Source organism: Rhodococcus sp. 15-725-2-2b, assembly GCF_002259075.1.
Taxonomy (GTDB): Bacteria; Actinomycetota; Actinomycetes; order Mycobacteriales; family Mycobacteriaceae; genus Rhodococcoides.
Window position 1 is genome coordinate 99147 of the sequence record NZ_NPFL01000005.1, and the last position, 15554, is coordinate 114700.

The 15554-nt window shown below is 64.2% G+C and carries 19 protein-coding genes and 1 pseudogene; 11 read left to right on the plus strand and 9 right to left on the minus strand.

Going from position 1 to position 15554, the window contains the following annotated elements; translation table 11 throughout:
• Positions 1-76 precede the first annotated feature (76 nt).
• On the minus strand, positions 77-1087 hold the full coding sequence (adhP, locus tag CH306_RS05175) for an alcohol dehydrogenase AdhP (RefSeq protein WP_037193942.1): 1011 nt from the start codon (positions 1085-1087) through the stop codon (positions 77-79).
• A 256-nt stretch (positions 1088-1343) separates the two neighbouring features.
• Between adhP and CH306_RS05180 the strand changes: the two genes are divergently transcribed.
• Positions 1344-1802, plus strand: coding sequence for a DUF1003 domain-containing protein (locus CH306_RS05180; RefSeq protein ID WP_094630249.1), 459 nt, complete (start codon positions 1344-1346; stop codon positions 1800-1802).
• Here CH306_RS05180 and CH306_RS05185 read toward each other — a convergent pair.
• The 3 genes from CH306_RS05185 to CH306_RS05195 all read right to left on the minus strand — a co-directional run bounded on the left by CH306_RS05185 (position 1777) and on the right by CH306_RS05195 (position 4366).
• The gene (locus tag CH306_RS05185; RefSeq protein ID WP_179273003.1) at positions 1777-2277 is read right to left on the minus strand and encodes a flavodoxin domain-containing protein; all 501 of its coding nucleotides are present in this window, start codon (positions 2275-2277) and stop codon (positions 1777-1779) included. The genes CH306_RS05180 and CH306_RS05185 overlap by 26 nt on opposite strands.
• A complete protein-coding gene (locus CH306_RS05190) occupies positions 2274-2705 on the minus strand; it encodes a hypothetical protein (protein WP_141214667.1) in 432 nt (143 codons plus the stop codon). Before CH306_RS05190 ends, CH306_RS05185 begins: the two co-directional genes overlap by 4 nt.
• 281 nt (positions 2706-2986) lie before the next feature.
• A complete protein-coding gene (locus tag CH306_RS05195) occupies positions 2987-4366 on the minus strand; it encodes a rhodanese-like domain-containing protein (RefSeq protein WP_094630246.1) in 1380 nt (459 codons plus the stop codon).
• Positions 4367-4495: 129 nt separating this feature from the next.
• Between CH306_RS05195 and CH306_RS05200 the strand changes: the two genes are divergently transcribed.
• From CH306_RS05200 to CH306_RS05230, 8 genes and pseudogenes are all read left to right on the plus strand, one after another.
• Positions 4496-5269: a sulfite exporter TauE/SafE family protein gene (locus CH306_RS05200; protein ID WP_094645887.1), complete on the plus strand. Its 774-nt coding sequence runs from the start codon at positions 4496-4498 to the stop codon at positions 5267-5269.
• Positions 5270-5397: 128 nt separating this feature from the next.
• Positions 5398-5556, plus strand: coding sequence for a hypothetical protein (locus CH306_RS28980; RefSeq protein WP_176459108.1), 159 nt, complete (start codon positions 5398-5400; stop codon positions 5554-5556).
• Positions 5550-6434: a universal stress protein gene (locus tag CH306_RS05205; RefSeq protein ID WP_094630244.1), complete on the plus strand. Its 885-nt coding sequence runs from the start codon at positions 5550-5552 to the stop codon at positions 6432-6434. Before CH306_RS28980 ends, CH306_RS05205 begins: the two co-directional genes overlap by 7 nt.
• A gap of 118 nt (positions 6435-6552) precedes the next feature.
• A complete protein-coding gene (locus CH306_RS05210; RefSeq protein ID WP_094645888.1) occupies positions 6553-7149 on the plus strand; it encodes an Rv1733c family protein in 597 nt (198 codons plus the stop codon).
• Positions 7150-7313: 164 nt separating this feature from the next.
• On the plus strand, positions 7314-7514 hold the full coding sequence (locus CH306_RS05215; RefSeq protein ID WP_094645889.1) for a hypothetical protein: 201 nt from the start codon (positions 7314-7316) through the stop codon (positions 7512-7514).
• A gap of 15 nt (positions 7515-7529) precedes the next feature.
• Positions 7530-8656, plus strand: a pseudogene (locus CH306_RS05220) (cation:proton antiporter).
• Positions 8657-8762: 106 nt separating this feature from the next.
• A complete protein-coding gene (locus CH306_RS05225; RefSeq protein WP_094630240.1) occupies positions 8763-9071 on the plus strand; it encodes a WhiB family transcriptional regulator in 309 nt (102 codons plus the stop codon).
• A gap of 120 nt (positions 9072-9191) precedes the next feature.
• On the plus strand, positions 9192-9410 hold the full coding sequence (locus tag CH306_RS05230; protein WP_045196967.1) for an ANTAR domain-containing protein: 219 nt from the start codon (positions 9192-9194) through the stop codon (positions 9408-9410).
• A gap of 143 nt (positions 9411-9553) precedes the next feature.
• Here CH306_RS05230 and CH306_RS05235 read toward each other — a convergent pair whose 3' ends face one another.
• The gene (locus CH306_RS05235) at positions 9554-10768 is read right to left on the minus strand and encodes an EAL domain-containing protein (RefSeq protein WP_094630238.1); all 1215 of its coding nucleotides are present in this window, start codon (positions 10766-10768) and stop codon (positions 9554-9556) included.
• 443 nt (positions 10769-11211) lie between these two features.
• Between CH306_RS05235 and praA the strand changes: the two genes are divergently transcribed.
• Complete coding sequence (gene praA / locus CH306_RS05240) at positions 11212-11721, plus strand: alkane oxidation protein activator PraA (RefSeq protein WP_032396127.1); 510 nt, start codon at positions 11212-11214, stop codon at positions 11719-11721.
• Between the two features lie 49 nt (positions 11722-11770).
• A complete protein-coding gene (locus CH306_RS05245) occupies positions 11771-12487 on the plus strand; it encodes a hypothetical protein (RefSeq protein WP_032396128.1) in 717 nt (238 codons plus the stop codon).
• 63 nt (positions 12488-12550) lie between these two features.
• Here CH306_RS05245 and CH306_RS05250 read toward each other — a convergent pair whose 3' ends face one another.
• The 4 genes from CH306_RS05250 to CH306_RS05265 all read right to left on the minus strand — a co-directional run bounded on the left by CH306_RS05250 (position 12551) and on the right by CH306_RS05265 (position 15547).
• Positions 12551-13660: a GGDEF domain-containing protein gene (locus CH306_RS05250; RefSeq protein ID WP_094645891.1), complete on the minus strand. Its 1110-nt coding sequence runs from the start codon at positions 13658-13660 to the stop codon at positions 12551-12553.
• A 97-nt stretch (positions 13661-13757) separates the two neighbouring features.
• On the minus strand, positions 13758-13976 hold the full coding sequence (locus CH306_RS05255; protein WP_032396392.1) for a hypothetical protein: 219 nt from the start codon (positions 13974-13976) through the stop codon (positions 13758-13760).
• Between the two features lie 387 nt (positions 13977-14363).
• Positions 14364-14780 (minus strand): hypothetical protein, encoded by a 417-nt coding sequence (locus CH306_RS05260; RefSeq protein ID WP_094645892.1) that lies wholly within the window; start codon positions 14778-14780, stop codon positions 14364-14366.
• A gap of 98 nt (positions 14781-14878) precedes the next feature.
• Positions 14879-15547 carry an SGNH/GDSL hydrolase family protein gene (locus tag CH306_RS05265; RefSeq protein WP_179273002.1) on the minus strand — a complete coding sequence of 223 codons (669 nt, stop codon included), beginning with the start codon at positions 15545-15547 and terminating at the stop codon, positions 14879-14881.
• Positions 15548-15554 lie beyond the last annotated feature (7 nt).

The window sequence follows — 15554 nt, forward strand, 5'->3', positions numbered from 1 at the left end:
TACGGCTTCACCGACAGCCGAGTCGCTCGGACGAAGGAGCACCGGGATCGGTCCACTGCGACCGACGAGGTCCACGTCAGAACTCGAACACCTGGCGAGCGGTGACGCGGCCACCCATGAGGTCGTCGAAGCACTCGTTCACTTCGTCCAACTTGCGCGATACGGCCGATACCGTGGTCCGCCCGGCCTCGTGCAGTGCGAATACTTCACGTAGGTCCTTTCGCGTACCGACGATCGAACCGAGGACGGAGATTCCGCCGACGACCGTCTCGAAGATCGGGACCGGGAACACACCGTGAGCGGGCATCGAGACACACACCAGTCGACCGCCGCGGCGAAGCGAACGGAAGGCCTGATCGAACACGCTCGGGATGACGGCCAACACGATGGCCACATCGGCTCCGCCGAGCGCCTTGATCTCCTCGACGGGGTCGACCTTCGACGAGTCGACCGTGTGATCGGCACCGAGTTCACGTGCAAGTTCGAGCTTCTCTTCCTCGATGTCGACTGCGGTGACGAATCCGCCCGCGATCTTGGCGTACTGCACCGCCATGTGGCCCAGTCCGCCGACGCCGAAGATGGCCACGCGCTGAGCCGGTGTGACACCGCCGACCTTGACTGCCTTGTAGGTGGTGACGCCGGCACACGTCAGCGGAGCGGCGTCGAACGAGGAGATGCCGTCGGGAACGCGGACGACGTATTTCGCATGGGCCACAGCGTATTCGGCGTAGGCCCCGTCGATCGAGTAGCCACTGTTCTGCTGTGTCTCGCACAGCGTCTCCCATCCGGACACGCAGTGATCGCATTCGCCGCACGCCGAACCGAGCCACGCGATCGCCACGCGTTCGCCGATTCGACTCGTGTCGACCTGCGATCCCACGGCCTCGATCACGCCGATTCCCTCATGCCCGGGAACGAACGGCAGGGTCGGCTTGGCCGGCCAATCCCCCTGCGCTGCATGAATATCGGTGTGACAGACTCCGCACGTCTCCATCTTCACCAGCACCTGCTCCGGTGCGGGTGTCGGGATAGGGATGTCCTTGACGACCAGGGGTCCGCCGAACTCGGTGACAACAGCAGCTTTCATCGTGGATTTCCTCCAACTATCGAAACCAGTGCCGTTCTCGACCATCGAGCAATGCACACTGTCGATGGTCGGCGCTGCGGCACTCGGCATGTAGGGCCGGAAGTCACCGCCGGTTGGGGACGTATACCGAACCGGCAGCTCGGGAGCAGAAAGGCCCGAGAAGCAGGGGATTTCGCCCCTGACGCTCATCGACGAGTTGGACCACACTCGGCAGCATGGATTCTGCTGCACACTCCCGATCGAAGACCTGCGAGCGATGAACCTGTGGCGAAGACACCCGGGCGTCCGGACCGGTGATGCCCTGACCGCCGGTGAGCGAGCGGCGGACTACGTCCGAAACGGGATGGGCTCCTGGCCGTTCGTGTTCCTGTTTCTGGGCACCATGGCGCTGTGGGCCGCCTACAACCAGAGCGACGGATTCGACCCGTACCCGTTCATCCTGCTCAACCTGTTCCTGTCGATGATCGCGGGACTCCAGGGAGCGATTCTGCTGATCTCGGCGAAACGCGCGGACTCGGTGAGCAGTGAGGTTGCCGTACACACACTTTCGAACACCGCCCTACTCCAGGACATGATCGAGGCCAATACCGTCCTGACGGAATCGGTGGCGCAGCTGGCGGCCGAGATTCACACGCACGTCTGTCCGTCGGCGCACCGCACGAGTGCAGAGACATCACCGGCGAAACAGGTCACGAACCACGCTTCTCTGCATTGAGCCACGCGAGTATCTCTCGGGCCCAATTGCACACGAGTACCCAGTCGCGGAAGTCTCCTGCGACTGCCCCGGAGTTCTCGAAAATCTGACGCTCCCCCGCCGAAAGTCGCTCTGGCACCAGCTTCCCGGGAAACGTTCGGTGTGCGGTCGCATGCATCAGTGATACTGCGTGTGCCGCGTCGGAAGTGACGTTGACCGGCCTGTCGCTCGAGTGCAGCGGCCCACAGGAGAACAGCCACACAGGTGGATGTTCGGACCTCGACAACCTGTCGACCAGAGCCTTCGCGGCTGGAACCCAGCGATCCGAGTAGACAGCGCTCCCGATGACCAGAGCGTCGTAGCCGTCCACGCGGACCACGGATTCCGGTGCCCGCACATCGACGTCGACACCACAGTGCTCGAAGACTCGACCCATTTCCTGGCCCAGACTGTGGGTCGCTTTATGCCGACCTGCGGTGGAGACAAGTATTTTCATGTCTCGTCCGACAGGAGGTATGCGGATTTGCCCGCCGCCACCGTCATCCGCCATCCGTGGACCGCAATGACGAACCCCAGTACTCCGAACGATCCCAGCAGCCAACTCGTCTCACCGGTCACCGCCGAGTGCACGATGATCCAGGCAACCAGGAGCACGCCGGCGATATGAGCCATCGGACCCGACCGTCCGCCGCCTGCGAAGGCAGACGCCGCAGCGAGCCCCATGGGAACGCCGACGACCAACACCAGCGACAGTGCTGTCAGTGTCACAGACACTTTCGCCTCGACGTAGGAACTCGGATCGATTGCACCCGAGGCCAATCCGATCGCAGCACCGAACGCGTTGATCGATACCCCTCCGCAGACTGCGCCGAGCCACGGCGATCGCCGGTTGCGCTCGGTTGCCACTCGCGTTGTCGATGTCATCGTTCCAGTCTGTGCGGCAAGAGATCAATTGCGCTAGAGCACAAAGTACTTGCCGCTCGACTACCTGAATCAGGTCTCAGCGTCCGAACCACGACCGCATGCTTCGACGCTCCTTCACGGGCGGGCTCGAATCCTCGTTGCAGGCGCAGCGGTCGGCTGCGGCAACCGTACGCATGACGGAGTCGACATGTCTGCCGCAACCGCCCCAGCCGGTCTTGTGGCATTTCTTGCAGGTGACGGGATAACACATGAGAATCCTCCTGGTACGAGTCGGTCGAAAGTCAGGCCGGGACGTGGGCGTCGGCCCAGGCGTTGTAACCGCCCAGCAGATCCGAGACGTTCTCGAATCCCTGAGCGCGCAGCAGCGACGCCGCCACGCTCGAGCGCCATCCTCCGGCGCAGTGCATCACGATAGGTTTACCGGTCGGCACCTGGTCGAGGCGAGTTCGCAACTGCGCCAGCGGGATCGGGATCGCTCCCGGTATCGTGCCGAAGTCGCGCTCACCCGGGTTGCGAATGTCGATGAGCGTCACCTCGTCCGCGGCGAGCATCACATCGAGCTGCTCGACCGTGGTGCGCGGTGCCGTCTCGACCAATGTCGCCAGCTCGGCTGGAAACGCACCGTCACTGCCGATTCCGAGGTATCCGGTCACGTTGTCGGATCCGATTCGGGCCAACCGCAGTGCTGCCTCCTGCTCTTCGCCCGGATAGGCGATCAGCACGATGCGACCACCGACCTCCGCGACCATGCCGCCGGTCTCGGCGAAGCGACCGTCGAACCCCACGTTGATCGATCCGCGCAGATGACCGGCAGCGAAATCGTCCACACTTCGTGCGTCGAGCACTCGTGTGCCGGAAACCAGCTCGGCCCTCACGGCCTCGGGTGTCAGCGCAGGGATGATGCGGCCAGGAGACAGCAGTGGGTGCACCTGCTTGTTCATGGCTGCGTCGGCGGAGAAGTACGACGGTGCCGCCGGTTGGCCGTCGGTGACGAGCGCAACGAAGGCGTTTTCGGTCATCGGCTGCACCGACGGGTTGCTCGCGCGCTGCTCACCGATGGTGGAGGTGAGCTCGGTGGAGAGGTTCTTTCCACACGACGAGCCGGCACCGTGAGCGGGCATGACGACGACGTCGTCGGGCAGCGTCAGCAGCTTGTCGTGGATCGTCGAATACATCGCACGGGCCAGGTCCGTGGTCGAGCCGTCCCCGAGATTCACCAGGTCCGGTCGTCCGACATCGCCGATGAAGAGGGAGTCACCGGTGAGCACGGCCGTAGGGGTGGCCCCGGGATGCTCGCGAACCAGCACCGAGATCGACTCCCACGTGTGACCGGGAGTGGACAGGATCTCGAGTTCGACGTCGCCGAGGGACAACCGCTCCCCGTCTCGCAGTCGCCGGATCGGATAGTCGGTCTCGGCAGCCTCGCCGAAGCCGATCCAGGCACCGGTCGCGTCGACCAGTTCGAGGTGGCCCGAGACGAAATCCGCGTGGAAGTGAGTGTTGACGACCCCTTCGATGACGAGTCCGTACTTCTCGGCGTCGTCGAGATACTCCGCGATGTCGCGACGCGGATCGACGACGATCGCGCGCCCCGTCCTCTGATCTCCGATCAGATACGAAGCGTGGGAAAGACATTCGAGGTAGTACTGCTCGAGGATCATGGATTCCTCCGTCTGAGACGTCTCCGGGCGAGTTTCGCGAGGTGGTAGACACAGTGTGTAATACCCCCTAGGGTATGTCAAGTACCCCCTGGGGTATACCGTGGCACCAAGGATTGGAGTGAACACACGATGACATTGGGGCTGGCGCTCGGATTCGGCGCTGTGATCGGAATTCTCCTCGGCCTACTCGGTGGAGGCGGATCCATTCTTGCGGTCCCGGTGTTGGTGTTCGCCCTTGGCCTCGGCGTGGAGGAAGCGATCCCCGTCTCGCTGATCGTCGTCGGCACCGCCTCGGCGGTGGGAGTGATACCGAAGCTGCGAGCACGCCGCGTCGAATGGCGACTGGCGGCGGTGTTCGCTGCGACCGGCATTCCAGCGACCTTCGCCGGCAGCGCACTCGGCCGGTTGCTTCCCGAGAGGATCCTGCTGCTCGGCTTCGCCGCCGTGATGGTTACCGCAGGAGCCCGGATGCTCGCCGAGCGAGGAGATACAGGAACAGCCTGCAAGACATCGGCATCGGGCATCAACTGGAGACACTGCGCTCCACGTTCGATTCCGGCAGGCCTTGCTGTCGGATTCATGACCGGGCTGTTCGGCGTCGGAGGCGGCTTCCTCATCATTCCGGTGCTGGTGCTGATGCTCGGGATAGAGATGTCGGTCGCGGTCGGCACCTCGTTGGTCATCATCGTCGCCAACTCCGTCGCCGGTCTGTTCTCACATCTGAGCGGCACGACCATCGACTGGTCGATCACCCTTGCGTTCGCAGGCACCGCAATTGTCGGCTCCCTCCTGGCCGCGCACTTCGGAATGCGGGTCGATACCGCACGGCTGCAACGCCTGTTCGCCTACCTGGTGTTCGCAGTGGCCGGGTACGTCGTCGTCGACGCGGCCTTCCTGAGCTGATCTCGCTATTGTCCGGCCCCATGTCGGGCCGGAACCGTGGGTCGAAAGGCCCTATACCGCACGAGCCGCGCCGGGCACCCTCGAGGCAGGAGCACTCCGTCTCCGGGACCGCGAGGTAGCCGATCTTCATGACCATCACCGACGCAGGACCGACCACTCGGCTGGTGAACGACGAATCGACGTCGCTTGCCTCGATGCTCGCCGCGAGGTTCCCCGATCTGACCCCCACAGTCGTCGCGGCCGAGATTCGCCGCACCCTGCCGCCCATGGCAGAGCGATCATGGTGAGCGCGGAGCCGCGACCCCAGCCCACCCGAACCCCGGTCGCTCCCGGCTTCTGGGCGAAGAAAGACTGGGGTGACATCGTCGTCGCGCTCGACGGCACCCCGACGTCCCGCGACGCACTGTCCTGGGCAGCGGGTCTGGCCTCGGTCACCGGGGCACGCATTCGGCTCGTGCACGCACTCACACCCCGCGAATCGACCCGGTCGTTGGAGCGACTGCACGGTCGACGCCTTCTTCGATCGGCTCGCCGTGAACTCGTCGGTCTCGATCCCCGCATCGCAATCGATTCGATTCTGACGGACGACCCGATCGCCCCCGTTCTCGGCGCGCTGTCGCACACCGCCGACCTGATTGTCATCGGAGGCCGTGAATCGGGTCCGATCCGCGATGTGCTGTTCGGCCGCAACGCAACTCGTATCGTTGCAGAATCGACGTGCCCCGTCCTGGTGTGGCGCCCCCAGCACGCAGACCTCACGCCGACCTCTCCGGTTGTCGTCGGCGTGGATCACTCGGACTCCTGCACCCGGGCGATCGAGGCGGCCTTCTGGTTCGCCGATGCGCTCGAAGTCCCCCTCACCGCGCTGCACGTCGGATCGCCCCACAGTAGGCCCGTCACGAACGACATCGAGCTGCAACAGATCCGAGGGCTGGAGTGGCTGGAAGGTCGCGTCGATGCTGCTGCGTCCGCGCATTCCACCGTAGACGTGCATCTGCACCTGCTCGACGCATCGGCGCAGCACGAGCTACGACGCGCATCGGCTACCGCACACCTTCTCGTGATCGGCAGCCGCACCCACGGACCACGGACGGGTCCGCGTACCGGGTCGGTCGGACAGTCTCTCGTGCACGCATCGTGCTGTCCGATTCTCGTGGTGCGTTGAGCCCTCGATCAGCCGACGACCCCCGCCTCATCGGGACCTTGTGCCCTTACGGATCCACTGCTCGACGCCGGACACTCGTAGGAGACGAATGCACTTCGGGTGGGAGTAGGTGGCGGCCATGTTCTCGAAACTCGCGCACCGATCGTGGCGACACAGTCCATGGATTTCCAATCCACTGATGCGGCTGCCGGGCAGGATCGAACGAGCGGCAGTCGCCGTCGGGATCGCGGTGCTTCTGTTGCTCATCCCTGTGGCAGCGACGATCGGTTCGGTGACCTACAGCGACCTGTCGCTGCGCTCGCAACAGCAACGCGCAGAATATGTTCGAGTCGACGCCCGTGTCATCGACGCCACGAAATCCGCTCGGTCCGATACCGACGGCGTGACGACCGTGGCCGGTACCGCGACCGTGCAGTGGAGCGCGCCGGACGGCTCGCTGCGCTCCGGGGCAACCGACGTACCGTCGGCATTGCGAGTCGGTGACACGACTCCGATCTGGCGTGATGCGGACGGGAATCTGGTGCGCGCTCCCGCCACTGCTGCCGGTGCCGTCGTCAACGGAGCTGCCACGGCCGTGTTCGTATGGTTCCTCGGTGCCCTCGTCATCGGCGGTCTGGTCGATCTCACCACCAAAGCCGGCGAACGTTCACGAATGCGGCAGTGGGACAGAGATTGGCAACACTTTCTACAGGCCCGCGACCATCGCTCGCGGTAGCGCCGTCGAAGCCCGGCGACGCGGCCGGTCACCACGAGGAGGGCCGAGCGTCCTCGAAAAAAAGGCCTTTGTGCCGATGGCACATCGCGTGTGTAGTCGTACGCTCAGGACCGTCGTCCTTGAACTCGTCGACACGAAGCTCCCACGTTCGAGGAGGCGATGACATGATCGGTACCGGCACCGAATTCTGTTCCGCGAGTGCGGACTACGAGCGTGCGCTCATGTGTAGACCGTTGGCTGCACAATTACGCGTGGTCGATCTTCGAATACAGGTGATGATGGACGAGCAGGGCGCGCTGCACCCTCGCGACCTCGTGGCGTCGGCGCTGCCGTCGAGTCGACGACCCCTTCTGAACTCTGCTTGAGGTCGGAGCGGGCGTATGACCTTCGAGACGCTCGCCCTGTGTGCCGCAGTGGGATTGCTCGGCCCACTGCTGGCGCTTCCGCGCGGGCTTCGGATACCCGTCGTCGTCGGCGAACTCGTCGCCGGAATTGCTCTCGGCCACACAGGCTTCGGCATCGTCGACCCCAGCGAGCAGACGCTGAGCTTCCTGGCACAGGTGGGGTTTGCGCTCGTCATGTTCGTGGCCGGCAGTCAGATACCGATTCGCGACCCGCGACTGCGCATCGGTCTCGGGGTCGGTACTGCGCGGGCGGTGACCGTCGGGCTGCTGGCAACCGTGCTCGGCTGGGCCGTCTCCGCCGCGTTCGATCCACCTCACCTCGGCCTGTACGCGGTGTTGAGGCATCGTCCTCGGCCGCTGTCATCATGCCGATCGTCGAGTCCACCACGATGACCGCACCCGGTCTGATGGCCCTCCTGCCGCAGATCGCGCTGGCGGACGCGGTCTGTATCGTCGCGCTGCCTCTCGTGATCGATCCACGGCAGGCCGGTCCCGCCGCACTCGGATCGGCGACGGTCCTGATCGCCGCCGCCGTGATCTTTGTCGTCCTGCGCCACTTCGACGCCTCGGGACTGCGCCGTCGCGTGCATCATGTGTCTGCCCAACGCAAACTCGCGCTCGAACTGCGCCTCAACCTGATTCTGCTGTTCGGCCTCGCGGCCCTCGCGGTCCACACCCACGCATCGGTGATGCTGGCCGGCTTCGGCTTCGGGCTGGCCGTCGCTGCCATCGGAGAACCGCGACGACTTGCGAAACAACTGTTTGCCATCACCGAAGGTTTTCTGGGGCCACTGTATTTCGTCTGGCTCGGTGCATCCCTCGATCTGCGCGCCCTCGGCAGTCACCCGAACATGATCGCGCTGGGGCTCGTGTTGGGATTGGGAGCCATCGCCGCGCACGGTGCGATGCGTCTGACGGGCCAGCCCGCCGGGCTCGGGATACTCGCGGCAGCCCAGATGGGAGTTCCGGTCTCGGCCGTGACACTCGGCACGCAGAGCGGCGTGCTGGCTCCCGGGGAGGGCCCTGCCATCGTGCTCGGTGCACTGATGACCATCGCGGCGGCGGCCGCCGCATCGCGGGTCGCCGCTCGTCGTCCGGCCTGACCCCGGCGGGCCTGCGGCGGCGCAAGGCATTTGGGTGTTTCGAGTTGATCAGGACGGGGAACAGAGCTCGTGGAACGATCGGCACGACGCGAAACGGATCACGACGATGACGGATGACCAGGTCTGGCGCCTCAAGGGTGCGTGCATCGACGACATGGATGCATACGACTCGCAGCAACTTCCCCGCCACGGACGTAAGCGAGCAGAGCGGGCGTGGCGTCTGTGCGCTGACTGCCCGGTGCTGCGTGAGTGCGCCGAGCAGACGGCTCGCGACATCGAGTCGGGTCGCATTCCGGTGGGAGTGGTCGTCGCCGGTGCCGCGTATCACGACAACGCGAGCAACGGTCGGCGTACCGACGCGTACCGGACGCTCGAATTCCTCATCGGGCGGCCACTTTCCAACCCTGCAGCCTGATCACGGCGCGGTAACGGAACGCTACGAACAAGGTCACGGCGACAACTCTCTTCGACGCGTTTTCGGCGCGTCATCCAGTGTCTGACCTGCGGCGTTCCAACTCGGGTGACAATAGTGCGCATGGATGCAGGGGAGTCTTCTCACGTCGGCGAGCCGAGTGATGTGCAGAAGGCTCTCGACAAGCGCGCACCCATCGAACAGGCCAAGGGCATCCTGATGGCCATGCATCGCATCGGCCCGGAGGCTGCGTTCGACATGCTCATCGAGCAGTCTCAGCGCTCCAATCGCAAGCTGCGCGAAGTGGCACTCGACCATATTCGGTGGGCCACAGCCCGGTGAAGAAAGAAGATGGCCTCGCACGCTGTGTTTTCAACGTGCGAGGCCTAGGCGATGGAGTAGTCCGGACTACACAATCGCTTGTGTGCCGTATGCCCTGACGCGGCCACCCGAAACATAGCCGGTCGGGAGCTCGGCAGAAGCGCTCAGAAGCGCGCCAGAATTGCTCGGGCACAACGAACTACGGTCGCGCGGTCGTAGGACATCACGTAATCGAACTGACGGTCGGCGTCCACCTCACCGCGATGTAGGTCGATTGCTGCCAGCACACCGCAGAAGTGCGGGCCGAGAACCACGACGTTCCACTCCTCGACGAGCGGATCCATCGGGTCGAGGGGCGCATGCACGATGCCGCCCTCTTGCACGTATCCCATGCCTACGCCGTAGACGCCGGCGTAGGAGATCTGCTCGGTCATCGACACCCAGCGGCTGCGGGTGGTCGGGGTGAAGTGTTCGGCGCGCTGAAAAGTACCGAGTACCAATGTCTCCGGCCCAGCAGCCGCGGCCTGCATCTCGAGCGAAGTGCTCATAGCCACCAGCAGTCGCTTGGTGCTGCGCGTTGCCGTCTTGCCTGCGGAGGCAATGGCGTACGGCGATTCGGCGGCGACGGTCGGCGTGCTCCAGGTCGGGAACGGAGGCATAACCTCGGCCGCGTCGGAAGGTAGCTCCTCCGTCGATTGCGCGGCCGGATACAGCTCTCCCACCCCGTAGGTGGCACCGAGTCCGAGTGCGCGGGTCCGATGCAGCGCACTGTCGACCCCGCTCGCCACGACCACGGCTCCGGTTCGTTCGACCTGAGCCGAGACGGCGTGAGCGGTACGCGCAGTCGACAGATCCGGGCGGCGGGAGACCATCGATTCGGCGAGGATGATCACGTCCGGCTCGATGAGAGGGAGCAGGGTCATCGACTGCGGCCGGCGACCGACGTCGTCGACGGCCACCACTTTGCCTTCGCGTCGAGCTTTGTCGATTGCGGCGAGAGTGCGCGCCGGGCTGTCGACGAGAGCAGCCTCGGTGACGACCACGATGTCGCGGCGCAACTGTTCTTCGGTGGCTGCATCCAGGGCAGCGAGCGAGTCGACGTCCATGGACACGAGCATCGGCAGCCGCACCGATTGGTTGAGCCGGGCCACACCCCACGCGAGCGCGTCGAGCTCGCGCTTGGCGTCCATGGCCCTGGCTGCGCGCTTGAGCGCATCTGCCGATGCGAGGGGACCGTTCTCCGGGCCGCGCAGCTGCACTTCGATGGCTGCGAGCGCACCGTTGTCCAGCCGACAGACCGGGGCGAAATACGGCTGCACCGTCAACTCTCCCGTGTCCGTGTCGACTGCAGATCCTGCTTCGGCCAGCGCGAACGTCACACCTCAGTTTGACACGAAAAAACGACCCCCGTCACGCGGGGGTGAACTGTAATTCCAAACCTGGTCGAGGTGTTTTCTTTCGCTTCGACCATGCTCGACGACGGAGATGTCACCGAGACGGTCACGACTGTCTCGTTTTGATAACTTTGCATAACGGAAAGATAACGACGCACGGGGTGAAGGTCGAAGGAACGCCAGGCCCGACCGAGGCGCGAAAATGGGACGAATGCCGGTGTTGCGCTGAACTTTCCGGGTAGCAGCCGGATTCAGTTACTACTGCGTACAACAAACATACCGACCGGATTGTGACTTCTCACAGAGTTGAAACAAACCATTTCCGACATATGTTTCGTCAACCTAACGTCCCTCCCGGCTGCCGAACCAACGGTGCCACCGGATGCCACGACCGGGTCCGGATCCGTCTTGGACTGGAGGATCGATCGATGACGCTCAACCCGCCGACCCGCTCTCGCACACTCGTCACCGCAGTCGCCGCTCTTGCCATCACCGGTGCGACAGTCGGTGCCGCCAGCGCCGGCGCCGCCACCATTTCCCCTGCTGGTACCGCGTTCACGGCACCCGGCACGATCGTCGTGAGCACTCCGGCGTCGTTCGGTCTGCCGGTGAGCTGCTCCATCAACCTGAGCGGCACCACCAGCGCAGACGGCTCGTCGGCGACGATCACCGATGCCCAGATCAGCGGCTCCAACCGACTGTGCGGCCTGCCCCAGCTGAAGAACCTGCCCTGGACCCTCACTCCCACCAGCGCCACCACCGGGGAGGTGTCCAACGTGGCCTTCTCGCTGGTCGGATACAACTGCGGGCCCGCCACGTTGGCCGGGTCCTTCGACAACATGACGAACACGCTCACCGCGACGAACCAGCCGATGTCCGGCAACTGCACCGTCAACAGCCTGTCGGTCCAGCCCGACCCGGCCTTCACCCTGTCCTGATTCCCGTCCTACCTCGTTCCACATCGACCGTTCCCGAGAAGGAGAACACGTGAAGATCCGCAACAAGACTGTCGTCACCATGACGGCATTGGCATCGAGCATCGCCCTGGGCACGCTCGTCGCCGCCCCGGCCAATGCCGCCGACACCCTTCCCATCACGTTTCAGGCAGATACGACGACGGTCATCGCCAAGACCGGCCAACCGGTGGTGTTTCCCACCACCGATCTCGCCACGGACGTCGATCTGGTCGGTGGCACGGTGACCGGGTCGCTCGAATTGCCGCAGGCATCGGCCGATCTGAAACTCGGTCCCGCGACGCTGGCGAACTTCACGATCTCGATCGTCGACGCGACCCCGGTGTCCGGCACCATCGTCCGCGGCGGACCGGACGAGGCACCGACGTTGGATCTCGACGTCGCGCAGAGCTTCAAGATTCGCATCGATTCGGTGAAGCCGTTGGGCATCGACACCGGGTCGGCCGGATCGGCTGCGGTCGACCTGATCCCGGCGGGTAGCAACTGCGTCACCGCCGAGACCACCGCCAACCTGTCCGGTTCGCTCGATGCCATCGATCTGATCCAGAACAATCAGGCCGATGCACACGTGAAGGGGACGTACACGATTCCGCAGTTCCAGAACTGTGGCGCGTTCACGTCGGTGCTGAATGCGATCATCGCCGGTCCCGGCAACACTCTCGACGTGCATCTGACCGATCCGGTCTTCGATGTCGGCACCCGGTCCGCGATTGCGGCAGAGGTGGCGTAGCGGTTCACACCTCGATCGGCGGCGTCGACCGGTTCCATCGCGGAACTCGGTCGACGCCGTCGTTCAGTGTCGTTCTTCGACCGGATGGACGGACGGCTCCCCGTCGTCGTACACCGCGACGCGGTTGCCACCGATCCGTTTGGCCCGGTACATGGCTCGATCGGCCCGGCTGATCAACACATCGACGTCCTCCGCGACACCCCGCGCGTCGACAACCGCATGCGCGACGCCTATCGACGCCGTGAGCGGGGAACGGTCGGTCGACTCGCTCAAACGGCTGCGCAATTCCTCGGATCTGTCGATCACCGTGTCGACTTCGGCGAGGCACACGATCGCAAATTCTTCGCCGCCGAGTCGCACCGTCACTGCCGGTGTCGGGAAGAGTTCGAGGATTCGGCTCGCGGCCAGACGAATGACGGTGTCTCCGTGCTCGTGACCGAATCGATCGTTCACTGCTTTGAAGTTGTCGATGTCGATCACCACGGCGGCCAGTTCCGCATCCGCACCGGAACGAAGGTCGAGGTTGCCGATCGCCGCGTCGAAGCCCCGTCGGTTCTGCATTCCGGTGAGCGGGTCGTAGAACGCGCCGGTGGCGTCGCGGCGCAGCAGCATCAGGAAGGAATGGCAGATCAGCGGTGCCGAGAACATCACCAGGATCAGCATCACGAGATAGAGATTGGTCTGCAATCGACGTTCGGGGTCGTTCACCATGGCCGAGGTGTAGAGCGCGGCGACGGTGACGAACGCGAAGAGGTGGTGAGCGGTGAACAGCTTGGGGCCGTGAAAGCCAACGACGTAACTGCCCATCACGGTGAACAGCGCAGCCATCGGCAACATCTCGGACGGCTTGTCGACGGTCAGAAGAACTGCGGCGAGCACGATGTCGGCGTAGAGCACGAAGGCGACCGACATCGGCCAGGACGGCCAGCCTCCGATCAGCCAGGCCAACCCGAGGGGCAGCGTCGTCGCGACGGTGAACCACAGTGCCCATCGCGCAGCACCGCTGTCTCCGAGACCCGGGATGGTCAGGGCGATCGCCGCACCGGCCGCGTAGAACCAGCAGAAGATTCCGATGAGAATTCTGGTGACGTGCAGTGCTTGTTGGGACCGTGCGTACGCAACGTTCCACCCGTAGTCGACCGGAAGCGACCACCATTGGCGAAGACTGTTCACAGATCGAGCAGCTTTCCTAGTGTCCCGACGAGGATGAACAAGTCAACCACAGACGAAACCACCCGGTCCGAGAAGTCGGGAACTTGCTCACACGGCCTTATCCGCGCATGCCGTCGGCCAATTCGAACACGCGACCTGCGTAGGTCACCACGAACGCATCGAGGGCCTGCTGAGACAGTTCGGGGCATCCGGCTCGGCGAAAGAAGTGCTCCAGATCCACCAGTCGATCCCCCAGCCCGACGCGTTGTCGATCCAAGGCCTCGAGCTCGACGACCAACGCCTTCAGTTCCTCGACCTTGCGCAGTACGTCGTCCATCGGATCACCGTCCACTTCACTGGGCCTTCTACGGACCGTCCACATTCGGGCGGCGGAGCCGGGCTTCCCTCCCGGCTCCGCCGATCTCGACTCTACTCCTTGTCGAACACATGTGCGAAACAATTGGACGGGACCTCGCTTTGTACCACTCATCCTGTGCACAATCCGAGAATGTGACCTACAGTCTGTGACATGCTCCAGAAAAGGGGTCCGAACGAGGTTCGACCGCCGGGTTCGACCGATCCAATTCATATGGCGCTCTTAGCAATCCTCACGATTGCGATGATCGCTCTCGTCGTCGTTGCGATCCAACAGGGCCGCCTCTGATCACGCACCTCGGCGTTCATCGTCGACTGGATTCCGCGTCGGTCGCCGCTTCACGAACGGTCAGGTCCGCACTTCGGGCACCATCGTCACGTGCGCGCCCGGATCCGCATCGAGTACCGCGGTCCGTATCGCGCGCAGATACGCGAGATAGGTCGGGTACCCCCGCAGTTGTCGCGGGCCGATGGGCACGAATGTGCCCGATGCCGGGTTGCAGACGAACTGCTCGATCTGCGAACGGGCTTGTGCGCCATCGAAATCGGCGTCGACGGTGACGATGAACCGCATCACCGTTTCGCGTTTTCTCCCCAATCCGAGACGGTGCACTCCGAACCAGAGGCGGGTGCCGTCCGGTCCCAGATACTCGATACCCCATCGACCGAAGCTACGTTCGGCGGTGTCGACGACCGTTCGGGCGAGATCCGCAACGGCCATCGTCGACGAGATTTCGATGCACGCGTCTTGACGACGTGTGATCATTCACTGCCAGCTTTCTACGATTCCACCGAATACCTCCCCGACATTCGGTGCATATCGGGCGAATTTAGCAGCTCATCCGACATCCGGCACGACGACTGTTACGTCGCCCGAACTCCGACCACCGCCGCTGCCTCCGCTGCCATCCGGGCAGCCGTCCTCGCAGTGGGGTGAACGCCGTCGAACGTGGCTCCGGGTCGGTCGAGCAGTGGCGCGAATTCTGCGACGGGTATGCCGCGCTCGGCGGCCAGTGCGCGAATGTCGTCGTTCAGGTCGTCTGCGCTGACCTTCCGCGACGACGGCACCGTGGCGATCACAACCGTGTCGATGTCGTGTGCCCGGTCCAGGATGGCGCGTAGGTTCTCGATGATCATGGGCAGCGGTACCGATCGGGCGAGGTCGTTGGTGCCGCCGTTGACGACGAGGATGTCCGGGTTCGCGGCCAGCGCTTCGTCGGTTCGGGCGAGGATCTGCGTCGTGGTCGCGCCGTTGATTCCCAAGTTGGCACCATCGGCGGCGGGAGCATCGTCTCCGCACACGAGGTACGAATACCACGACGTGTTGCCGTGAATTCCCCAGTCGATACGTGAATTGCCCTGGGCCATCGAGTCTCCCAGCGTCACCAACCGTGGTCCGGTGTCGTTGACGCTCCACCCGAAGCAGTGCGCGTTGTGGATCGTCAGCGCCGGCGTCCTCAGTGGTCCTGCCACGAGCGCGGCGGCGAGCGCCAACCCGAGTGCGCCGGCGATCCACAGTCGAGTTCTTCGCACGCCGGGG